Annotated in this window: 22 protein-coding genes; 16 read left to right on the plus strand and 6 right to left on the minus strand. The window is 61.0% G+C overall.

Annotated elements, in window-relative coordinates; genetic code table 11:
* Window positions 1-18: 18 nt before the first annotated feature.
* Genes ACJ8HH_RS14990 through ACJ8HH_RS15000 form a run of 3 tightly spaced genes read right to left on the minus strand, consistent with a single transcriptional unit; the run spans window position 19 to window position 2,581 of the window.
* The gene (locus tag ACJ8HH_RS14990; protein WP_060451848.1) at window positions 19-1,203 is read right to left on the minus strand and encodes an acetyl-CoA C-acetyltransferase; all 1,185 of its coding nucleotides are present in this window, start codon (window positions 1,201-1,203) and stop codon (window positions 19-21) included.
* A gap of 14 nt (window positions 1,204-1,217) precedes the next feature.
* Window positions 1,218-1,871, minus strand: a complete 654-nt coding sequence (locus ACJ8HH_RS14995; protein ID WP_019453268.1) for a CoA transferase subunit B — start codon at window positions 1,869-1,871, stop codon at window positions 1,218-1,220.
* Window positions 1,872-1,882: 11 nt separating this feature from the next.
* Entirely contained in the window at window positions 1,883-2,581 is a 699-nt protein-coding gene (locus tag ACJ8HH_RS15000) for a CoA transferase subunit A (protein WP_004933280.1), read from the minus strand.
* Window positions 2,582-2,749: 168 nt separating this feature from the next.
* On the opposite strand from ACJ8HH_RS15000, the gene ACJ8HH_RS15005 reads away from it, so the two are divergent.
* Window positions 2,750-3,667, plus strand: a complete 918-nt coding sequence (locus tag ACJ8HH_RS15005) for a LysR family transcriptional regulator (RefSeq protein WP_033648568.1) — start codon at window positions 2,750-2,752, stop codon at window positions 3,665-3,667.
* On the opposite strand, the gene ACJ8HH_RS15010 is transcribed toward ACJ8HH_RS15005, so the two are convergent.
* Entirely contained in the window at window positions 3,657-3,956 is a 300-nt protein-coding gene (locus ACJ8HH_RS15010; RefSeq protein ID WP_019453270.1) for a helix-turn-helix domain-containing protein, read from the minus strand. The two genes, ACJ8HH_RS15005 and ACJ8HH_RS15010, sit on opposite strands and share 11 nt — an antisense overlap.
* Window positions 3,957-3,959: 3 nt before the next feature.
* On the minus strand, window positions 3,960-4,310 hold the full coding sequence (locus tag ACJ8HH_RS15015; protein ID WP_033645671.1) for a type II toxin-antitoxin system RelE/ParE family toxin: 351 nt from the start codon (window positions 4,308-4,310) through the stop codon (window positions 3,960-3,962).
* Window positions 4,311-4,581: 271 nt separating this feature from the next.
* Here ACJ8HH_RS15015 and ACJ8HH_RS15020 point away from each other — a divergent pair, with 271 nt between their 5' ends.
* The 4 genes from ACJ8HH_RS15020 to ACJ8HH_RS15035 are packed head-to-tail and all read left to right on the plus strand — an operon-like array spanning window position 4,582 to window position 6,804.
* On the plus strand, window positions 4,582-5,586 hold the full coding sequence (locus ACJ8HH_RS15020) for a hypothetical protein (protein WP_060419528.1): 1,005 nt from the start codon (window positions 4,582-4,584) through the stop codon (window positions 5,584-5,586).
* The gene (locus ACJ8HH_RS15025; protein WP_039567571.1) at window positions 5,586-5,975 is read left to right on the plus strand and encodes a hypothetical protein; all 390 of its coding nucleotides are present in this window, start codon (window positions 5,586-5,588) and stop codon (window positions 5,973-5,975) included. The genes ACJ8HH_RS15020 and ACJ8HH_RS15025 overlap by 1 nt, the downstream gene beginning before the upstream one ends.
* Before the next feature lie 27 nt (window positions 5,976-6,002).
* Window positions 6,003-6,395, plus strand: coding sequence for a hypothetical protein (locus ACJ8HH_RS15030; RefSeq protein ID WP_033652821.1), 393 nt, complete (start codon window positions 6,003-6,005; stop codon window positions 6,393-6,395).
* 13 nt (window positions 6,396-6,408) lie between these two features.
* The gene (locus ACJ8HH_RS15035; RefSeq protein ID WP_033652820.1) at window positions 6,409-6,804 is read left to right on the plus strand and encodes a hypothetical protein; all 396 of its coding nucleotides are present in this window, start codon (window positions 6,409-6,411) and stop codon (window positions 6,802-6,804) included.
* Here the strand turns inward: ACJ8HH_RS15035 and ACJ8HH_RS15040 are convergent.
* Window positions 6,795-7,112: a hypothetical protein gene (locus ACJ8HH_RS15040; RefSeq protein ID WP_060426418.1), complete on the minus strand. Its 318-nt coding sequence runs from the start codon at window positions 7,110-7,112 to the stop codon at window positions 6,795-6,797. The genes ACJ8HH_RS15035 and ACJ8HH_RS15040 overlap by 10 nt on opposite strands.
* Before the next feature lie 245 nt (window positions 7,113-7,357).
* Between ACJ8HH_RS15040 and ACJ8HH_RS15045 the strand changes: the two genes are divergently transcribed.
* From ACJ8HH_RS15045 to ACJ8HH_RS15095, 11 genes are all read left to right on the plus strand, one after another.
* Window positions 7,358-8,728, plus strand: coding sequence for a glutamine synthetase family protein (locus ACJ8HH_RS15045; RefSeq protein ID WP_060439129.1), 1,371 nt, complete (start codon window positions 7,358-7,360; stop codon window positions 8,726-8,728).
* A 28-nt stretch (window positions 8,729-8,756) separates the two neighbouring features.
* A complete protein-coding gene (locus ACJ8HH_RS15050) occupies window positions 8,757-9,167 on the plus strand; it encodes a GNAT family N-acetyltransferase (RefSeq protein WP_033636925.1) in 411 nt (136 codons plus the stop codon).
* Between the two features lie 13 nt (window positions 9,168-9,180).
* The gene (locus ACJ8HH_RS15055) at window positions 9,181-9,870 is read left to right on the plus strand and encodes a trehalose-6-phosphate synthase (RefSeq protein WP_033652815.1); all 690 of its coding nucleotides are present in this window, start codon (window positions 9,181-9,183) and stop codon (window positions 9,868-9,870) included.
* Window positions 9,871-10,548: 678 nt separating this feature from the next.
* On the plus strand, window positions 10,549-12,075 hold the full coding sequence (locus ACJ8HH_RS15060) for an ABC transporter permease subunit (protein ID WP_100396087.1): 1,527 nt from the start codon (window positions 10,549-10,551) through the stop codon (window positions 12,073-12,075).
* 15 nt (window positions 12,076-12,090) lie between these two features.
* On the plus strand, window positions 12,091-12,882 hold the full coding sequence (locus tag ACJ8HH_RS15065; RefSeq protein ID WP_060419543.1) for an ABC transporter ATP-binding protein: 792 nt from the start codon (window positions 12,091-12,093) through the stop codon (window positions 12,880-12,882).
* 32 nt (window positions 12,883-12,914) lie between these two features.
* Window positions 12,915-13,997: a porin gene (locus tag ACJ8HH_RS15070; RefSeq protein WP_060451813.1), complete on the plus strand. Its 1,083-nt coding sequence runs from the start codon at window positions 12,915-12,917 to the stop codon at window positions 13,995-13,997.
* 585 nt (window positions 13,998-14,582) lie between these two features.
* Window positions 14,583-15,362: an ABC transporter ATP-binding protein gene (locus ACJ8HH_RS15075; RefSeq protein ID WP_041037732.1), complete on the plus strand. Its 780-nt coding sequence runs from the start codon at window positions 14,583-14,585 to the stop codon at window positions 15,360-15,362.
* A gap of 112 nt (window positions 15,363-15,474) precedes the next feature.
* Entirely contained in the window at window positions 15,475-16,167 is a 693-nt protein-coding gene (locus ACJ8HH_RS15080; RefSeq protein WP_060451812.1) for an MgtC/SapB family protein, read from the plus strand.
* A gap of 27 nt (window positions 16,168-16,194) precedes the next feature.
* Complete coding sequence (locus ACJ8HH_RS15085; RefSeq protein ID WP_060438140.1) at window positions 16,195-17,079, plus strand: LysR family transcriptional regulator; 885 nt, start codon at window positions 16,195-16,197, stop codon at window positions 17,077-17,079.
* A 263-nt stretch (window positions 17,080-17,342) separates the two neighbouring features.
* On the plus strand, window positions 17,343-19,523 hold the full coding sequence (locus ACJ8HH_RS15090) for a carbon starvation CstA family protein (protein ID WP_033648584.1): 2,181 nt from the start codon (window positions 17,343-17,345) through the stop codon (window positions 19,521-19,523).
* A 218-nt stretch (window positions 19,524-19,741) separates the two neighbouring features.
* The gene (locus ACJ8HH_RS15095) at window positions 19,742-19,945 is read left to right on the plus strand and encodes a YbdD/YjiX family protein (RefSeq protein WP_004953088.1); all 204 of its coding nucleotides are present in this window, start codon (window positions 19,742-19,744) and stop codon (window positions 19,943-19,945) included.
* Window positions 19,946-19,956: the final 11 nt, after the last annotated feature.

Below are 19,956 nucleotides of genomic sequence, written 5' to 3' on the forward strand. Positions count from 1 at the left end.
CGTGCCCTCCTCGGTTGTTTACGGGCGCTCTACCGCCAGCGCCACGCCCTGCCCGCCGCCGATGCACAGCATCGCCAGCCCCTTGTTCACCCCGCGGCGCTGCATTTCGTACAGCAGCGACACCAAAATGCGACAGCCGGACGCGCCGATCGGATGCCCCAGCGCGATCGCCCCGCCGTTGACGTTGACCCGCTCCGCCTCCCAGCCCAGTTCTTTGCCCACCGCCAGCGCCTGCGCGGCAAAGGCTTCGTTAGCTTCGATCAGATCGACCTCCTCCAGCCGCCAGCCGGCTTTCTCCAGGCAGCGCCGAGTGGCCGGCGCCGGGCCGATGCCCATGATCGCCGGATCGACGCCCGACGACGCGTAACCCGCGATGCGCGCCAGCACCGGCAAGCGCAGCGCGGCGGCTTTTTCCGCGCTCATCAGCAACACCACGGCGGCGCCGTCGTTGAGCGACGAGGCGTTGCCGGCGGTCACCGTGCCCTCCTTGCGAAACGCCGGACGCAGCCGCGCCAGCGCTTCCAGGCTGGTGTCGCGCGGCTGTTCGTCGTGCTTAACAAGCGACGCTTCGCCCTTCGGCTTCGGCACCGTCACCGGCGTGATCTCCTGCGCGAAACGCCCGGCCTGCTGCGCCGCCTGCGCCTTCTGCTGCGAGCGCAGCGCAAAGCTGTCCTGCTCGGCGCGGCTGATGGCGTATTTCTCCGCCAGGTTCTCGGCGGTGATACCCATGTGGTAGTCGTTGAAGGCATCCCACAGGCCATCGTGGATCACGCTGTCCACCATCTGTGCGTGACCGAGGCGCAGGCCGGCGCGCGCGCCGGCCATCAGGTAAGGCGACTGGCTCATGCTCTCCTGGCCGCCGGCGATCACCGCCTCGGCGTCGCCGCTGCGGATCGCCTGCACCGCCAGATGCACCGCCTTCAAACCAGAGCCGCACACCTTGTTGATGGTCAGCGCCGGCGTCGTAACGGGCAGCCCGGCATTCAGCGCGGTCTGGCGCGCCGGGTTCTGCCCGCAGCCGGCGGTCAGCACCTGGCCGAGGATCACTTCATCGATCTGCTGCGGCGCCACCCCGCTTTGCGCCAGCAGCCCTTGCACCGCCGCCGTGCCCAGCTCCACCGCCGTCAACGGCGCCAGCGCGCCGTGAAAACTGCCGACCGGCGTGCGCGTTGCCGCCACGATCACCACTTCACGTTGTTGCACATTCACCTCCCGTTTCAGAAACGCATTTCCGGCACTTGCTCCGGCACGATCAGCCGGCCGGCGGTTTTGGCGACAATCTCCGCCACGCTGACGCCCGGCGCGCGTTCGCGCAGCACGAAGGCGCCGTCTTCAATTTCCAGATAGGCCAGATCGGTCAATACCTTGCGGATGCAGTTGGCGCCGGTCAGCGGCAGCGTGCAGCGCGGCAGCAGCTTGGACTCGCCGCCCTTCGAGGCGTGGGTCATCACCACGATGATGTTCTCCGCCCCCGCCACCAGATCCATCGCGCCGCCCATGCCCTTGACCATCTTGCCGGGGATCATCCACGAGGCGATGTTGCCCTCGACGTCCACTTCAAACGCCCCCAGCACGGTCAGATCGACGTGGCCGCCGCGGATCATGGCGAACGACTGCGCCGAATCGAAGATCGACGCGCCGAGGCGCGCGGTGACCGTCTGCTTGCCGGCGTTGATCATGTCGGCGTCCAGCTGCTGCTCGGTCGGGAACTCGCCCATCCCCAGCAGGCCGTTTTCCGACTGCAGCATCACGTCCATGCCCGCCGGCACGTAGTTGGCCACCAGCGTCGGGATGCCGATGCCCAGGTTGACGTAGTAACCGTCCCTCAGCTCTTGCGCCACGCGCTGCGCCATTTGTTCACGGGTAAGCATGCGAATTCTCCTTATGCCCGCAGGGTGCGTTGTTCGATACGCTTCTCGAAGGTGCCCTGAATCAGCCGATCGACGTAGATGCCGGGGGTGTGGATCGCCGCCGGATCCAGCTCGCCCGGCGCCACGATCTCTTCCACTTCCACCACCGTGATGCGCCCGGCGGTCGCCATCAGCGGATTGAAGTTCTGTGCGGTGTGGCGGTAGATGACGTTGCCGAAGTGATCGGCCTTCCAGCCCTTAACGATGGCGAAATCGCCGGTGATGGCGGTTTCCATGATGTAAGGGCGGCCGTTGAACTCGCGCACCTCTTTGCCTTCGGCGATCGGCGTGCCGTAACCGGTGGCGGTGAAGAACGCCGGGATACCGGCGCCGCCGGCGCGGATCTTCTCCGCCAGCGTGCCCTGCGGCGTGAGATCGACCTCCAGCTCGCCGCTGAGCGCCTGCTGCTCGAACAGCGCGTTTTCGCCGACGTAAGATCCCACCACCTTGCGGATCTGATGAGTTTCCAGCAGCCGCCCGAGGCCGAACCCGTCGACGCCGCAGTTGTTGGAGACCACCGTCAATCCGCGCACGCCGCGCCGGCGGATCTCTTCGATCAGATTTTCCGGGATGCCGCACAGGCCAAAGCCGCCCGCCAGCACCGTCATGTTGTCCGTCAGGCCTGCCAGCGCTTCCTGGTAGCTGCCGACGCGTTTGTCGAGCCCTGCCATATCGTTGCCCCTGCATGTTGCGGCGCAGGGCGAAATGCCCTGGCTTGCGTGAGGGCATCTTCAGGTCACAAAAATGATTTGTTAATTTTGTTTTTATGCCGCATTCATTTAGAATTTTTATCAATCATTCGTTAACCGAAAATTAACAAAGAGTTAACGCCAGCCAAAATGAAAATGAGCATCAAACAGTTACGCGCGTTTTTAGCGGTAGCTCACACTCTGAACTTCGCCCAGGCCAGCGAGCGGCTGAATATTTCTCAGCCGGCGCTCAGCCTGGCGATCCGTGGGCTGGAAGACGCGCTGGGCGGGCCGCTGCTGCTGCGCACCACCCGCCGGGTGACGCTGACGCCGGAGGGGGAAACCTTCTTTCCGATGGCGCGCCAGCTGCTGGCGGACTGGGACAACGCAGAAGAGGCGATGCGCCAGCGCTTCACCCTGCAGATGGGCAAGGTGGCGATCGCCGCCATGCCGTCGTTCGCCGGCAACCCGCTGCCGCCGATCCTCAAGGCGTTTCGCGATCGTTACGCCGGCATCAACGTGGCGGTGCACGACGTCATCAACGAGCAGGTATTTGAAATGATCCGCGAAGGGCGGGTGGAGATGGGCATCGCCTTCGAGCCGGAGCCGAGCGACACCCTGCACTTCACCCCGCTGTGCCGCGATCGCTTTCTGGCGGTGGTGCCGAAGGATTCGGCGCTGGCGCGCAAGGCGCAGGTAAGCTGGAAGGAGCTGCTGACGCTGGATTTCATCACCCTGCAGCGGCCATCGGCGGTGCGGCTGCTGCTGGAGCAGGAACTGGCCCGCAGCGGGCGAACGCTGGAGGTGGCGTTTGAAAGCCACCAGCTGGTGACGGTCGGGCGCATGGTGGCCAACGGCCTCGGCGCCAGCGCGGTGCCGGCGCTGTGCGAGCAACAGATGGATGAGCTGGGGGCGGTCTGCGTGCCGCTGATCGGCCCGATCATCGAACGGCGCGTGGGCCTGATCCGCCTGGCGCAGCACCAACTCTCTTCCGCCGCGCAGGCGCTGGCGACCGTGATCGAACGGGAAATGGCGGGGAGTGGCGCGCAGCCCGCGCTTAGACCGTAAACCCGACGTGCTTGCCGCCCGGCAGCTCAACGTCCAGGCGCAGCGTGCCGCCCATCGCTTCCACGTAGCGTTTCAGGGTCGAAATCTTCAGCTCGTTGCCGCGCCCTTCGATGGCCGCGACCGAAGGCTGGGAAATGCCCAGCGTTTTCGCCAGTTCCTGTTGGGAAATATTCAGCGCTTCCCGCAGCTGGTGCAGGTGCGCTTCAAACAGCATCTCTTCGGCCATTTCCTCGATGCGCCGGCGGCTCTCCGGGGTGCGGGAGGCCAGCAGTTGCTTTAAGGTGCTCATGGGTTACTCCTTGAAATAACACATCAAATATTGGGTGAACTGCGCATCCGCAATGGGCAGCATCACTTTATAAAACCGCTTCTCATTACCCGTTTTGTCGCCCGCACACAGCACAATCGCCTGCCGCGCCGGATCGAAGGCGAAAAAGGCGCGAATCGGCCGCCCTTTGTGCTGAATACGCAGCTCTTTCATGTTGGGATGCAACGAACCTTTCAGCACGTCGACAAAAGGCCGCCGGAGAGAAGGCCCGGCACGCTCGAGCATCACCAGCGCGGCCAACACCTTTTCCTGCGTCGATTCATCCTGCTCACAGAGCCACCGATCAAACTCTTCCGTTGTCATTACCGTCCACATGGCATCTCCTGATTATAGAGTACAATCTATGACAAGACGATAGACCGGAATATATAATTTTCTCCAGACCGCCGTTGGCGTTTTGCCTGGCAACTCGCAAAAGAAACCGATAAGACACCATTCAGCAATTCAATCGAAAAGAGGAAAGGAGTGGCAGATTTAGCGAAATACCGCTGTTTTCAGATGATTCTCCGATCGAGAGCGTGAGCCAGAACCTGTTACCACCCTGTAGAAAATGTTAAGTTTCCTAAAAATAAGGAGGCTTTTCGACATGGAACAGAAGTCCAGCAGCATCGCACCGGGCTATTGCATCGCCCAACAAACCGGCCCGCTCGCCTTCCACGCCAACTACCTGTTCGGTGGCAAGCCATCCGAAGCGGCACGCTTTTTTATGCAGCTCAATGCCGATACGCCGCTGGTTCAACCGGGGCAAATGCTGATCGTCGCCGATCCGCGCAATCATAATCAATCTACGCCGATCGCCGCCCTGATGCAGGCCAAGAGCCGCACCAGCAAAGCGGTGAAAGCCGGTGACAGCGATTTCTCCACCTTCTTGCACCGCAATTACGCCGCTATCGCCGCCTTCACCAGCTATGGGGAAACGGTCGTCGGGCTGGCTTCGGATGCCGGAGAACGCTACTTCAGCCAGATCAAAAATATCCTGGTCGAGATTGAAAAAACCTACCAAAATCAGTTCCGCACGAGTGGCGCTTTGATTGGCACGCAGTTTCAGGTGGAACGAGCGCGGCTGTTCGGTACATTAAAACCGTTACTGAATCGCCTTACTCGTGCTCAACTCAATATGAAAGAGTATGCGCAAATCAAACACGCGCTGGGGCTCTCCAGTAAATCGCTGGTGCATGAATGGAGCACCGCCGGCGTCGGTGCCATCAAGGGCTATTCGAACTACGTCGACAGCGCCAGCCGTGCGGCCAAGTTTATGAAAGCCGGCGGCTGGATAGGCATCGGATTGAGTGGGCTGAACACCACCAACGACGTCTACAACGCCTGCACCACCGGCCGTGAACAGGAGTGCGCCAAGATCGCGGTGAAGGGATACAGTCATTTTGCGGCAAGTACTGCGGCGGGGATTTTGGGGGGTGAAGGTGGTGCGATGTTAGCAATGACAGCTTGTAGTATCGTCTTAGGCGCCTCCACGTTTGGTACCGGTATTTTAGCTTGCGGTATAGCAGGCGCTGCTCTGGGTGGCGCAGCTGGCAGTTGGGGTGGCGATGTAGCCGCCGACAGCATTACTGGTTTCATTTTTGGTGAATAATGAAAATCGCTATCGTCCTGTTCTTCACTCTGACATTGATTAGCGCCCTGGTTCAGTACCTTTACTATCGGCGCTATAAAAAAGAATTTTCTGAATTCTATCAACGTTATGTACAAAGCGCCCATCCCTTGCCTCCATTTGTCATCTTCGCGGATAACCTTGGTTTGCTCGGTGTGTCTATCAAAGCGCAATGGTTCCGTTGGATATTGAATGGCAGAAAAATAAAGATAGGGAAAAACGCTTTTCTGAGCCCAAAAACCTACGAATTCGTGAATGAAAACACATCTCAACGCCTCAAAAACTGGCTTCGAAAAGACTTCATCTTAAGCGTGCTGAAAATGGGGGGTTTGGCGTTGATGTGTATCTTTGCTTTTTTGAGCAAGGCATAACGCCCCTTGAACCTTAGCCGGTGGCTTATGAAAACAGCATCACTTATTGCAGCCGTGCTGCTCTTACTTTGTTGGCTTGTTCAATATATTTACTCTCGTCGCTATAAACGCGAGTTCGATGTTTTTTATCAACGCTATACCCAACAGGGCCACTTTGTCCCTGCTCACGTCGCAATTGCCGATGGCCTTGGCTCTTTAGGTACTTCCATCAAAGCCCAATGGTTCAGATGGATCCTTTGCGGGAAGAAAATCAAGGTAAAGAAAAACCAATATCTTCCCGCCAAGACCTATGAATTTGTTCGTCTTTCATCATCTGAACGCTTGCAGACCTGGATGAAAAATAACGGCACGCTTTTGGCGCTGGAAGGCGTGCTCTTCATCATGGCATTGATCTTTATGATAATAGCGAGAATGTCGTGATTCAGGCTGCTCAATGAAAACCCTTGTCATATTATGCTTAACGCTGCTGGTTTTAAGCGCCTGCATCCAATTCATTGGCTACCGTCGCCATAAAAAAGAGTTTGACGCGTTCTATCAACATTACGCCGGCAGTGGACATTTTATTCCGCCCTACCTCGCCTTTGCCGACGGCCTCGGCATGCTAGGTACCTCATTGAAGGTACAGTGGTTTCTTTGGATCCTGAAGAGGAAAAAAATCAAGATTAGGGGTCAGGTTTGGCTCGATGCGAAAACCTATGATTTCGTGCAAAAAACCGCCTCTCCTGAGCTACAGAAATGGCTGGCGATGGATTTTATACTTTTACTCGTAGAGGCCATTATTACCACCGTGGGCTGTATTTTTATTTACCTCATCAAGCATCAAGGTTGAGCAGACGCGTTGCTCCCCTCCACCGCCTGCACCGCCGCCTTCTGCGTGGCGCGCTGATATAAGCACAGCTCCCTGCCCGGCTTGTTTTTCATAAACGGCTGCGGATAGCGCCCGCCGATAAACAGCGCCGAATAGCCGACGTCGTCGCCGTAGTGAACGATCGCCCCTTCCACCCTGGCGTTTTTTAGCCCGCTGGCTTTCAGGCAGGCGGCGCGCATCGCCCTTTCGCTCTCGGCCCACGCCTGTGGGGAAGACGCGGTGGCGTTGAACGCGGCCAGCGCGACGATAAGCAGCCCTATTCTCTTCATCGTTATCTCTCCTTCAACGGCCCGTCTCGCCAGTATAGACCGTGCCGGCGCGGCCAACCCGCCAACGCCGCCACGCTCTTTACGGCATTTTTATTCCACGCCCCGTTAACGTTACGGCGTTTTTACAGACAGTTTTTGCCGCCGCAGATACCCTTTTCACATCGCCGCTATGGCCTCACAAGAGAGTTGTCCCATGCGTTTATCCCTGCCTCTGGCCGTGACCGGTCGTCGTTCTGGAGCACGCCATGCATTCTAATATCATCGGCTTCAATCCGCTGCTGGCGGAGCTGCCCGCTTCGCCAACGCGCGCCTTCCACAAAGAGCTGGAACACTACCTGCAGCGCTATCCGCAGACCGAACAGTTGGATATTTATCTGCACGATCTGAACGGCCAGCTGCGCGGCAAGCGGCTGCCGATCGCCGAAGCCTTTGGGCTGGAGAAAGGCTGCTACTTCCCGCTGTCGATCTACGCCCTGGATCTGCACGGCCGGGTGATTGAAGAAAGCGGGCTGGGGCAGCGGGCGGGCGAGCCGGACCGTCTGTGCCTGCCGGTGCCCGGCACGCTGCGCCCCTGCGCGCGCGATCCTGAACGCCACGCCCAGCTGCTGCTGACGATGCAAAATGCCGACGGCGGCGCCTGCGAGCTGGAGCCGCGCGTGGTGCTGCAACGGGTGCTGAAGCGCCTGCACGAGCGCAACTGCTTCCCGGTGGTGGCGGCCGAACTGGAGTTCTACCTGCAGGATCCGCAGCACCCCGCCGCGGCGGAAGCCTGCCCGACGCAGAGCTTCGCGGTGGATGCGCCCGAGCGCCACCATGCGCTGCTGAGCGACATCGAACGGCACGCCCGCCTGCAAAACCTGCCGTTGACCGGCGTGGTGGCCGAAGCCGCCTCCGGCCAATACGAGCTGAATCTGCATCACAGCCGGCGCGTGCTGGAAGCCTGCGACCAGATCATGGCGCTAAAGCGCCTGACGCGGCAGATTGCCGAGCAACATCACCAGCACGCCTGCTTTATGGCCAAGCCCTGCGCCCACGCCGCCGGCAGCGGGCTGCATTTCCACATCAGCCTGCAGAACGAGCACGGCGAGAACCTGCTGACCGGCGCGCCGGGCGAACTGAGCGACAACATGCAGCAGGCGATGGCAGGCATGCTGGCGCTGATGCCGGCGTCGATGGCGATCCTGGCGCCCAACATCAACGCGTTTCGCCGCTTCCGCCCCGGCATGCACGTGCCGCTGCGCGCCTCCTGGGGCCACAACAACCGCACGGTGGCGCTGCGCCTGCCCTGCGCCGACAGCGCCAACCAGCGCATCGAATACCGCCTGGCCGGCGCCGACGCCAACCCTTATCTGGCGCTGGCGGTGATGCTCGGCGGCCTGCTGCACGGGCTGGAACACCCGCTGCCGCTGCCGCCCGCCGCCAACGGCTGCGAGAGCGACAACGCCGCGCCCTTGCCGCTCGGCCAGCAGGAGGCGCTGGCGCTGTTCCGCCACAGCGATCCGCTGCGTGAGCTGCTCGGCCCGGCGTTCTGCACCCTGTGGCACACCTGCAAAAGCGCCGAACTGCGCCGCTTCGAGGAACAGGTCACCGCCGCCGAACTCGGCTGGATGCTGTAACCCCCGGTTCATTAACCTGAGGATAATCATGAATATGCAACCGCAACGGGCGCCCGTGCAGCCGCTACTCTGCTGGCGCAAAGGCGTTTTTCATATCAGCACCGATCGGCAGTTGTTGGATATCGAGGCGATCCAACGTTTTCTCAGCCTGCCGGATCGGGCGGCGGCCGAGCGCCTGGTGCACCACGGCCTGTGCTTTGGCCTGTACCGCAAGCGCCACCTGCTCGGCTTCGCCCGCATGGTGACCGATTACGCCACCTTCGCCTCGGTGAGCGAACTGTTCGTCAGCGCCGAATACCGCGGCGTCGGGTTGGGAAGCTGGCTGACGCGCTGCTGCCTGGCGCATCCGGCCTTGCGCGGCCTGCGCGTCACGCTGCCCGCCCTGCAAGCACCCTGGCGCGCCGATGGTTCGGCACACGCCCTGCGCGCCCTTCACTGATGAGGAGACCCCCATGTCTCGTTTGGTGCTGATTTCCAACAAGCAGTGCGACGGTAAGGATCTGGCCTGCGCCGGCCAGACGCTGGCGACCGATGCCGAACCGGGGCTGTGGCTCGGCTGGAACGGCGACGTGCAGAATTTCGCGCAGCGCCCGATCAGCTGCCGGCAGCGCGCCGGTTACGATCAGGTGACCTTTCCGCTGTCGATCGAGGAGTTTCGCCGCCACTATCAGGGCTATTACCACGACGGCCTGTGGCCGGTGTTCCACAACCAGCCGGAGAAGGCGCACTTCACGCCGGAAAACTACCGCGCCTATCGGCAGCTGAACCGCCGGTTTGCCGATATCGCCTGCGAGCACCTGTGCCCCGGCGATACCGTCTGCATCGACGACTACCAGCTGCTGCCCTGCGCCCAGGCGCTGAAGGAGCAAGGGCTGCTGAACGCCTGCGCGTTCTTCTTCCACCTGCCGTTCCCGTCGGCGGCGCTGCTGCGGCGCATCCCGGAACATCGCCAGCTGATCGCTTCGCTGCTGTTCTACGATCTGATCGGCTTTACCACCACGGACGATCGCAACGCCTTTCTCAGCTGCCTGGCGGCCGAGTTCCCGCTGGAGATGTTGCCCGACGATCAGATCCAGGCCAACGGGCATATTTTCGCCACCGGCATTTTCCCCGCTGGCATCAACGGCAGGCAGGTTTATTGATTTACGGCGGTGCGCACCCTTCAGGCGCGCCGTTTTATTTCGCCGCGATTTATTTTTCCCGTCTTTATCGCCACCACAATGCGTTATTTTATTTTCCGGATATAGCAATTAAAAAATGAATATTTATCCTGTTACACATCAACCGTAAAAACCGCGCGGCGCCAATTGCTTTTTATTGGCGAAAAACATTACCCTCTCCCTGCCATATTTAAACCGAGGAGGGCCCCATGGGCGATGAAAGTTTTAGTTTTACGCTAATGCTATTGGGCGTCTTTCAGTAATGCCATCCGCGTTGCATTCTGAAAGACACGGAATGCGGCAACCGTTCCCCTTCTGACGGCCTTTCCCACTCTGCCGGCCCACCCATCGCCCCGCTGCGAAAACAACGTCTGTCTCACCGCTACAGCGGTATTTATCTGGTGTCGCCGGGCATATTCCCCGAGCGCCGACGGATTTCTTATGGGAAAAATAAGGTATTGCGTTATGCAAAATAACCGGGGTACATCTGTTTTCAGAAAGTCTTATTTAAATGACTTTATCGTTATCGCCATCGGTGTTTTTTTCATTGCCTTTTTTATTCGTGCCTGGGGTGACATGCACGGTGACTTCAATGAACAAAACGTCTCTGCCATTAGTCTTGATGCCTGGAACCTGCTTTATTATTCGCTCAGAACCAGCATGCGCTTTCTCCTCGGCATGGCCTGGTCGCTGCTGTTTTCTGTGGTATTCGCCGTGCTGGCCGCGCGCTATACGCCACTGCGCCGGGTGATCCTGCCCTTCGTCAACTTTATGGAGTCGGTGCCGCTGGTAGGGTTCCTGACCTTCACGACCGTGTATTTTCTCAACCTCTACCCGCACAGCGTGATGGGGCTGGAGTGCACCGCCATCTTCGCGGTGTTTACCGGCCAGGCCTGGAACATGATGCTGACGCTGTATCAGACGCTGCGCATCGTGCCCAAGGAGCTGGATGAAGCCGCCCGCAGCTTCAATTACAACCCGTGGCAACGCTTCTGGCGGCTGGAGTTCATCTATTCGGTGCCGGGCCTGCTGTGGAACGCCATGGTGTCGCAATCCGCCGCCTGGTTCGCCCTGGTGGCCTCCGAGGCCATTCCGGTCGGCGATCGCTCGGTCGAACTGCCCGGCGTCGGCTCCTATATCGCCGAAGCGCTGGCGCAGCAGAACGTGCCGGCGATCCTGTATGCGATCGTCGCGCTGGCCGCCAACATCGTGCTGCTCGATCAGCTGGTTTTCCGCCCGCTGGTGCGCTACACCGCGCGCTTCAAATACGAAGACGTCACCGCCAGCCGGCCGCTCGGCAATCCGTGGTTCTACAACAGTCTGGCCTTTTCGCACGTCGGCGCGGCGCTCGGCCGCACGCTGCGCGCGCTGGCTGACCTGTGGCTGTTCAAGCTGCCGCGGCTGTGGTACGCCCTCGGCCTGCACCGCCTGTTCAGGCTCGCCGCCAAGGGGAACTGGCTGTGGCGCAGCCTGTGGTATCTCGGCGTGGTGCTGGCCTGCGTCTGGTTCGGTTACCGGCTGTGGGAATACTTCCCCAAACAGTACTTCGCCATGCTGCCGGAATGGATGCTGCTCACCACCGCGCGCGTGGCCGCGGCCATGCTGCTCAGCGTGGCGATCTTCACGCCGCTGGGGGTGTGGATCGGCATGAATCCGCGGCTGGTGAAGATCTTCCAGCCGATCATCCAGATCCTGGCGGCCATTCCACCCAACATTTTCTACCCGCTGATCGCCGCCTTCATCGCCATTTATCATCAGGATCTCGGCTGGTGGGCCATCCCGATGATCATGCTGGGCACCCAGTGGTACGTGTTGTTCAACGTGATCGCCGGCGTTTCCGCCATTCCGACGCAGATCACCGAAGTCAGCGAAACCTTCGGCATGCGCCGCTTCCGCTGGTGGCGCTACTACATGCTGCCGGCGATCTTCCCCTACATCGTGACGGGCATCATCTCCGCCGCCGGCGGCGCCTGGAACAGCGCCATCGCCGCCGAGGTGATCCAGTGGGGCAGCACCACCCTCAGCGCCACCGGGCTAGGCGCGTTCATTTCCGTCGTCACCGACGCCGGCAAGAACCCGGAGTCCGCGCTGGGCTGCGCCGCCATGTGCGCGCTGGTGGCGCTGTGCATCATCTTCGTCTGGCAACCGCTGTATCGCATCGCGGAAACCAAATTCAAATATGACTGATCAAGGGGGAACAACATGCTGACTCAAGACGTGATTATCAGCGCCCGCCGGCTGAACAAGACGTTTATCGGCGAAAACAAGCGCCCCAAACCCGTGCTGCGCGACGTGACGCTGACCGTGCACGCCGGCGAGTTCGTCACCATTCTGGGGCAATCCGGCTCGGGCAAGTCCACGCTGCTGCGCATGCTGGCCGGGCTGATCCCACCGGACAGCGGCACGCTCACGCTGGCGGGCAAACCGGTCGACGGCCCGAGCGCCAACGTCGGCATGGTGTTTCAGTCCTACGCGCTCTATCCCTGGCTGACGGTGTACGACAACATCGCCTTCGGCCTGCTGGCGCAACGGCTGCCGCCGCAGACGATCGCCGAGCGGCTGGGAGCGCTGCTGCGCCTGGTGGGCCTGACCGGCTATGAGCACGCCTGGCCGCGCGAGCTCTCGGGCGGCATGCGTCAACGGGTGGGCTTCGCCCGGGCGTTGGCGGTAGAGCCCGACCTCTTGCTGCTGGACGAACCCTTCTCCGCCCTCGATATCTTTACCGCGCAAAAACTGCGGGGCGACCTGCTGGCGCTGTGGGGAGACAACCGGCTGCGCACGCGCGCCATGGTGATGGTGACACACGACGTCGAAGAAGCGGTGCTGATGTCCGATCGGGTGCTGATCCTGGACGCGACCAGCAAACGGATCGACGACGAGTTCAGCGTCAATATCCCGCGTGCGGCGCGCAACCGGGACAGCCTGCGGCACCTCACCGATCGGATCCGCAGCTGCCTGTACAAAAAAATCGCGCAAGCGCAATCAGCCGGTTAACGGCCCTGTTTTCATCCACTTGGGGAACTGAAATGAACCATAAAAGCGTGCTGATGACGCTGGTCATCCTGCTGCCGGCGGCCGCCAGCGGCGCGGAAATCGTCAATAAAGACGGCAATAAACTGGATCTGTACGGCCAACTGAACGGCGTGCATTACTTCAGCAGCGACGCCGACAATAACGGCGACCGCTCCTATACCCGCTTCGGCTTCAAAGGCGAGACGCAGATCGGCGACGCGCTGACGGGGTATGGCCAATGGGAATATCAGGCAGGGCTCGATCAGCCGGAAAGCGCCGGGCCGGGCGACAGCTATACCCGCCTGGGCTTCGCCGGATTGACGTTCGGCCACTGGGGCAGCCTGGATTACGGCCGCAACTACGGCCTGCTGTATGACGTGGCCGGCTGGACGGACGTGCTGCCTGAATTCGGCAACGACAGCTACGAAGCGGCCGACAACTTTATGACCGGCCGCGCCAACGGCCTGCTGACCTACCACAGCCGCAGCCTGGGTGGTCTGGTCGACGGCCTGGATCTCGGCCTGCAATATCAGGGGAAGAATCGGGGAGACGACGCTCAACGGGCGAAGGATATCCAGACGCAAAACGGCGATGGCTACGCCTTTTCCGCCACCTACGACACCGGCGTGGGGCTCAACGTTGGCGCCGCTTACGCCAACTCTGCGCGCACGCTGGCGCAACAGCGCTTCGGCCTGGCTGACGGCGATCGCGCCCGGGCCTGGACGCTGGGGCTGAAATACGACCAGGACAACCTCTACCTGGCGGCAAGCTACGCGCGCACCGAGAACATGACCTACGTCGACGGCGATCGCTACGCCGGCTTCGCCCCCCGCGCGGACGCTATTGAGGCGGTCGCGCAGTATCACTTCGATTCCGGCGTCACGCCTTCGCTGGCCTACCTGCAAACGCGCGGCCGCAACCTGCCCGGCATTGGCGACGCCGATCTGGTCAAATACCTGGATCTGGCGCTGAATTACAGCTTCAACGCCAACATGTCGACCTACGTGGAGTACAAACTCAACCTGCTGCAACGGCAGAACGCCGTCGGCGCCGGCGCCGACGACATCGTCGAAACCGGCATCATGTATCAGTTCTGATCCTCATCCCGGCCGGAGGGCGCTCTCCGGCCGGTTTATTATGTGACTTTCCGCTGGCCTCTTATTCTCTCGTTTAATTCAGGTTTATATTTCCATAAAATGATGCCTATATTCATTCTCGCACCTTCCGTTTACGCCCCGTTTAATGAACAAAGAAAATCTTTCCCGCATTCATATTAAATTACATTTTGCCGCCATAATTCGGCGTAACCGCATTGAATAACAGGCTATGGCACGCGTATTATGGCCACACGAAAAATAACGGGAGAATGATATGGACAGCGACAGTTGGTTGTTTATTTTATTGTTGGAATCGCTGAGGTCACAGGAGCAATAGTCATCCCATTGCATCCTGAAAGTGTCAGGATATGAGTCAGTTATAGCATCCCTTCGCTTTACCCTTCAGCCTCTGGCCTCCGCGCATGCCGCACCGGCACGCCCGATGGGCTAACCCCTCCAGCATAAGCGTATTAACAGTCCGATAACGGTCAGGCTTATTTGCACCCGCATTTATTTTACGCCTGCCCGGCGATAAATATCGGCCCTTTTTCCATGCTCATATTTTTAATTGGGTGGAGACAGATCATGTTGGTAAAAAAAACCACGCTGCTGACGGTCAATAACGTCAGCAAAAGCGTTCAGCCTACCGGTAAAGAAAAACGTCTGGTGCTGAATGAAATCAATTTGCGCCTTTACGACAACGAGGTCGTCAGCATTTTGGGGCAGTCCGGCTCGGGTAAATCCACCCTGCTGCGCATTCTTTCCGGCCTGATCGCGCCGGATCTGGGCACCGTGATGCTGGGGGATAAAAAAGTCTCGGGGCCGAATCCGCAGATCAACATGGTGTTCCAGACCTTCGCCATTTTCCCGTGGCTGAACGTCTACCAAAATATCGCCTTCGGGCTGCAGGCGCAGGATCTGCCGCCGCAGGTGGTCGAAGCCCAGACGCTGAAAATGCTCGATCTGGTCGGGCTCTCGCCCTACCGCGACGCCTACCCGCGCGAGCTTTCCGGCGGCATGCGCCAGCGGGTCGGCTTCGCGCGCGCACTGGCGGTAGAACCGATGCTGCTGTTGCTGGACGAGCCCTTTTCCGCGCTGGACGTCTATACCGGCGAACACCTGCGCAGCGATCTGCTGCGTATCTGGAGCACGCGCCAAATCAAAACCCGCTCCATCGTGCTGGTCACCCACAGCGTAGAGGAGGCGGTGATGATGTCTGACCGCGTCCTCCTGCTGGGCGCCGGCACCCTCGACGGCTGCTATCACATCACGCAGCGCCGCGAGGCGCGCACCCGCGAGGGGATGCAGCCGCTGACGGACAAAATCAGCGAGACGCTCAGCCGGCAGATCGCCGCCGCGCACTGAGCGCCGCCCTGGCCTGGCGGGACGGAACCCCGCCAACTTAACTACCTGTTTATCAAGAGTTACCCCGCCACGGGTGGCTCATGATAAGCGGATAATACATCGAGTTATTATCATGCATTTCATTCATACACTGCTGACGCTGCTGACCGCGTCCGTCCTGGGCGCCGCCATCGGCTACGAAAGACAGTTCCGCCAGCGCACCGCCGGGCTGCGCACCAACACGCTGGTGGCCACCAGCGCGGCGATCTTCGTCCATCTGGCCATGACCATCGACGGCAGCGGCGGCGCGGTGCGCGTCATCTCCTACGTGGTCTCCGGCGTCGGCTTTCTCGGCGCCGGGGCCATCATGAAGGAAGGGATGAACATCCGCGGCCTGAACACCGCCGCCACGCTCTGGGGCTCCGCGGCGGTCGGCGCCTGCGCCGGCTGCGGCCTGTACGGCGATGCGCTGGCTGCCACGCTGTTTGTGCTCGCCGCCAACACCCTGTTGCGCCCGCTGGTCAATATGGTCAACAAACAGCCCTTCAATGACGTTAACGGCGAGTCTACCTACCAGATTTGCGTCATTGCCTTCGAGCATGAGCAGCGTGAGGCGCTGGCCAAATTCAAACAGGTGCTGCAAGGGGAAAACTGCTTTATCTCGCATCTGGATATCGAACCCTTTGGCGACGACGACGTGGAGATCACCGCCACGCTGATGCCGGCCTCCGTCACCACGCTGGTGCTCGACCAGACCATCAATAAATTGCTGAACGACAGCATGATGAAACAGGCCTATTACAGCCGCATCGCCGGCTCCGGCTGATGCCTTTCACTTCCAGGGAGATCAACCATGAAAACCATGCCAAAGCTGGCGCATCTGACGATGTTCAAAGACATTGTCCACTGTGGAAGTTTGCACGAGGCCGCGAAAAAGCTGGCCATCTCGCAGCCGACGCTCAGCCGGGTGCTTAAAGAGCTCGAAATGACCATCGGTGCGCGGCTGCTGGAGCGCAGCAACCGCGGCGTGCGCCTGACGGCGGTCGGCGAGCTGTTTTACCGGCGAATAGACGCCGCCACCAATCAGTTGCTCAACGCGTTTGACGAGCTGCGCGGCCTGAGCGCTGACGGCGAGAAGCGCCTGCGGGTGGGGATGAGCGTCGATCCGCTGCTGTGCTACCTGCCTCAGGTGCTCGAAGGCTTCAACCGCCGCTACCCGCATACCCGGGTGACGGTGGTGGAAGACGGCCCGGAAGGCCTGCTGGCCCGGCTGCGAAACTGCGAGCTGGATTTGGCGGTCAGCAGCCTGAACGGCGCGGCGGGCGGCGCCGATCTGGCCATGCAGGCGCTGAAGAGCGAGCGCTTCTCGCTCTATCAGGGAGGCGATCTTACCGCAGCCGGGCAGCCGCCGGCCGAAGCCAAATGGGTGGTGCCGCGCTCCTGCTCGGTGGGGCATGCCGCCATCCGCGAGATCGCCGAACGCTATACGCCGCACGGCCAGATCGTCGAGACCGACTCCTTTCTGGCGACCTGGTGCCTGGTCAGGCAGCAAGGCTATATCGCGCTGCTGAGCGATCGGGTGGTCGCACACTACGCCCCGCAGCTGCACCTGCAGAAAATCCCGACGCAGGAGATAGACATCAGCGCGCGCTTTTACGTCTTTACCCGCCATGAGCCGGCCACGCCGCCGCTCAGCGCCGCGTTTATCCACCTGCTGCAGGCCATGCAGACGGTTTGAGGAGACAGGCTGCCGCCCGCCGGCGGCCGACTCTCTCTGGTTCAAGCCGCCAACCGCTTACCCCGTCAATCCAACCGTTCACCCGGCGAATCTGACCGCTGACCGAAATACGCCTGTCTTCCCCCCTTACCCCCGGCGATGATGAGCTGTTCCTAAACCCGCCTTACCTCGGGAAAAACGCTACGGCTCACCGTGCCACTCTGACATCTCTTACAAGCGGATGAGTTCATTCATATTTTGCAGACTGGAATTAAGGATACCTCATGAAACGAGAGGGGATTTTAAAGCACATTCCGTGGATGCTGCTGGGGATACTCGGCGCAGCCTGCCTCGGCGTGGTGGCGCTGCGCCGCGGCGAACACATCAGCGCGCTGTGGATCGTCGTCGCTTCGGTGGCGGTGTATCTGGTGGCCTACCGCTACTACAGCCTGTACATCGCCACCAAAGTGATGAAGCTGGACGCCGGCCGCGCCACCCCGGCGGTGGTCAACAACGACGGCCTGAACTACGTGCCGACCAACAAGAACGTGCTGTTCGGCCACCACTTCGCCGCCATCGCCGGCGCCGGGCCGCTGGTGGGGCCGGTGCTGGCCGCGCAGGTCGGCTACCTGCCCGGCACGCTGTGGCTGCTGGGCGGCGTGGTGCTGGCGGGGGCGGTGCAGGACTTTATGGTGCTGTTCATCTCCTCGCGCCGCAACGGCGCCTCGCTCGGTGAGATCATCAAAAAAGAGATGGGGCCGATACCGGGCACCATCGCGCTGTTTGGCTGCTTCCTGATCATGATCATCATCCTGGCGGTGCTGGCGCTGATCGTGGTGAAAGCGCTGGCGGAAAGCCCGTGGGGGGTGTTCACCGTCTGCTCCACCGTGCCGATCGCGCTGTTTATGGGCATCTACATGCGCTATCTGCGCCCCGGCCGCGTGGGTGAAGTGTCAATCATCGGCATCGTGCTGCTGGTGGCCGCCATCTGGTTCGGCGGCGTGGTGGCGCACGACCCGTACTGGGGCCCGGCGCTGACCTTTAAAGACACCACCATCACCTTCACGCTGATCGGCTACGCGTTCGTCTCCGCCCTGCTGCCGGTGTGGCTGATCCTGGCGCCGCGCGACTACCTGGCCACCTTCCTGAAAATCGGCGTGATCGTCGGGCTGGCGATCGGCATCGTGATCCTCAACCCTGAGCTGAAAATGCCGGCGGTCACCCAGTTCGTCGACGGCACCGGCCCGGTGTGGAAAGGCACCCTGTTCCCGTTCCTGTTCATTACCATCGCCTGCGGCGCGGTCTCTGGCTTCCATGCGCTGATCGCCTCCGGCACCACGCCGAAGCTGTTGGCCAATGAGACCGACGCGCGCTTTATCGGCTACGGCGCAATGCTGATGGAGTCCTTCGTCGCCATCATGGCGCTGGTGGCGGCTTCCATCATCGAGCCGGGCCTGTACTTCGCCATGAACACCCCGCCGGCGGCGCTGGGCATCACCATGCCGGATCTGCACCGCCTGGGCACCGAAGACGCGCCGATGATCATGGCTTCGCTGAAGGACGTCACCGTGCACGCGGCGGCGGCGGTCAGCTCCTGGGGCTTCGTCATCAGCCCGGAACAGATCCTGCAGACCGCCACCGACATCGGCGAACCTTCAGTGCTGAACCGCGCCGGCGGCGCGCCAACGCTGGCGGTGGGCATCGCCCACGTGTTCCATCAGATCATTCCGGGCGCCAACATGGGCTTCTGGTACCACTTCGGCATTCTGTTCGAGGCGCTGTTCATCCTGACCGCGCTGGACGCCGGCACCCGCTCCGGGCGCTTTATGCTGCAGGATCTGCTGGGCAACTTCGTGCCGTTCCTGAAGAAAACCGACTCGCTGGTGGCCGGCATCGTCGGCACCGCCGGCTGCGTCGGGCTGTGGGGCTACCTGCTGTATCAGGGCGTGGTGGATCCGCTCGGCGGCGTGAAGAGCCTGTGGCCGCTGTTCGGCATCTCCAACCAGATGCTGGCAGCCGTGGCGCTGGTGCTCGGCACCGTGGTGCTGATTAAGATGAAGCGCACCCAATACATCTGGGTGACCGTACTGCCGGCGGTGTGGCTGCTGATCTGCACCACCTACGCGCTGGGGCTGAAGCTGTTCAGCGACAACCCGCAGCTGGAAGGCTTCTTCTTCCTGGCCGGCGAGTACAAGCGCAAGATCGCCGAAGGCGGCGCCGAGCTGAGCGCACAGCAGATCGCCAACATGAACCACATCGTGGTGAACAACTACACCAACGCCGGGCTGAGCATTCTGTTCCTGCTGGTGGTGTACAGCATCATCTTCTACGGGGTGAAAACCGCGATGGCGGCGCACAAAAACCCGAAACGCACCGATCAGGAAACGCCTTACGTGCCGGTGCCGCAGGCCGCGCCCGCCGACGGCGTAACTGAGGGGGAGGTCAAAGTTTCGACCCAGCATTGATGTGATTTAACGGATACCCTGCATAATAAACGTTAAGTAGTACCCAAAGCCGCACGGCCTGCGTATCGCAAGATGCCAGGCGTGCGGCGCGATGCAATCGAGATACACGGGGCGACCCGGAGGTGGGGCATCCCTGCGGGAACCCCATCCCCCGGCTTCCCCTAATATCAGGCTTAAGCAAGCGCTGTAGTGATGCAGGGTAAAGTTGGAGAAGGCTTATGTTCGGAAATCTCGGCCAGGCGGGGAAGTACCTCGGGCAGGCGGCGCGCATGTTGGTGGGCGTGCCTGACTACGATACCTACGTCCAGCACATGAAAGACAACCACCCGGACAAGCCGGTGATGACCTATAAAGAATTTTTCCGCGAGCGCCAGCAAGCGCGCTACGGCGGCGACGGCAAAGGCGGCATGCGCTGCTGTTAACCCGCAGTCAC

It is taken from the genome of Serratia sp. CY32780 (assembly GCF_052169135.1).
GTDB lineage: Bacteria > Pseudomonadota > Gammaproteobacteria > Enterobacterales > Enterobacteriaceae > Serratia > Serratia sarumanii.

Excerpts from the sequence above, each read along its gene's own strand:
- ACJ8HH_RS14995 (WP_019453268.1), bottom strand. The coding sequence starts at position 1,871 with ATGCTTACCCGTGAACAAATGGCGCAGCGCGTGGCGCAAGAGCTGAGG.
- ACJ8HH_RS15000 (WP_004933280.1), bottom strand. The coding sequence starts at position 2,581 with ATGGCAGGGCTCGACAAACGCGTCGGCAGCTACCAGGAAGCGCTGGCA.
- ACJ8HH_RS15005 (WP_033648568.1), top strand. The coding sequence starts at position 2,750 with ATGAAAATGAGCATCAAACAGTTACGCGCGTTTTTAGCGGTAGCTCAC.
- ACJ8HH_RS15010 (WP_019453270.1), bottom strand. The coding sequence starts at position 3,956 with ATGAGCACCTTAAAGCAACTGCTGGCCTCCCGCACCCCGGAGAGCCGC.
- ACJ8HH_RS15015 (WP_033645671.1), bottom strand. The coding sequence starts at position 4,310 with ATGTGGACGGTAATGACAACGGAAGAGTTTGATCGGTGGCTCTGTGAG.
- ACJ8HH_RS15020 (WP_060419528.1), top strand. The coding sequence starts at position 4,582 with ATGGAACAGAAGTCCAGCAGCATCGCACCGGGCTATTGCATCGCCCAA.
- ACJ8HH_RS15025 (WP_039567571.1), top strand. The coding sequence starts at position 5,586 with ATGAAAATCGCTATCGTCCTGTTCTTCACTCTGACATTGATTAGCGCC.
- ACJ8HH_RS15030 (WP_033652821.1), top strand. The coding sequence starts at position 6,003 with ATGAAAACAGCATCACTTATTGCAGCCGTGCTGCTCTTACTTTGTTGG.
- ACJ8HH_RS15035 (WP_033652820.1), top strand. The coding sequence starts at position 6,409 with ATGAAAACCCTTGTCATATTATGCTTAACGCTGCTGGTTTTAAGCGCC.
- ACJ8HH_RS15040 (WP_060426418.1), bottom strand. The coding sequence starts at position 7,112 with ATGAAGAGAATAGGGCTGCTTATCGTCGCGCTGGCCGCGTTCAACGCC.
- ACJ8HH_RS15045 (WP_060439129.1), top strand. The coding sequence starts at position 7,358 with ATGCATTCTAATATCATCGGCTTCAATCCGCTGCTGGCGGAGCTGCCC.
- ACJ8HH_RS15050 (WP_033636925.1), top strand. The coding sequence starts at position 8,757 with ATGAATATGCAACCGCAACGGGCGCCCGTGCAGCCGCTACTCTGCTGG.
- ACJ8HH_RS15055 (WP_033652815.1), top strand. The coding sequence starts at position 9,181 with ATGTCTCGTTTGGTGCTGATTTCCAACAAGCAGTGCGACGGTAAGGAT.
- ACJ8HH_RS15060 (WP_100396087.1), top strand. The coding sequence starts at position 10,549 with ATGCGCTTTCTCCTCGGCATGGCCTGGTCGCTGCTGTTTTCTGTGGTA.
- ACJ8HH_RS15065 (WP_060419543.1), top strand. The coding sequence starts at position 12,091 with ATGCTGACTCAAGACGTGATTATCAGCGCCCGCCGGCTGAACAAGACG.
- ACJ8HH_RS15070 (WP_060451813.1), top strand. The coding sequence starts at position 12,915 with ATGAACCATAAAAGCGTGCTGATGACGCTGGTCATCCTGCTGCCGGCG.
- ACJ8HH_RS15075 (WP_041037732.1), top strand. The coding sequence starts at position 14,583 with ATGTTGGTAAAAAAAACCACGCTGCTGACGGTCAATAACGTCAGCAAA.
- ACJ8HH_RS15080 (WP_060451812.1), top strand. The coding sequence starts at position 15,475 with ATGCATTTCATTCATACACTGCTGACGCTGCTGACCGCGTCCGTCCTG.
- ACJ8HH_RS15085 (WP_060438140.1), top strand. The coding sequence starts at position 16,195 with ATGAAAACCATGCCAAAGCTGGCGCATCTGACGATGTTCAAAGACATT.
- ACJ8HH_RS15090 (WP_033648584.1), top strand. The coding sequence starts at position 17,343 with ATGAAACGAGAGGGGATTTTAAAGCACATTCCGTGGATGCTGCTGGGG.
- ACJ8HH_RS15095 (WP_004953088.1), top strand. The coding sequence starts at position 19,742 with ATGTTCGGAAATCTCGGCCAGGCGGGGAAGTACCTCGGGCAGGCGGCG.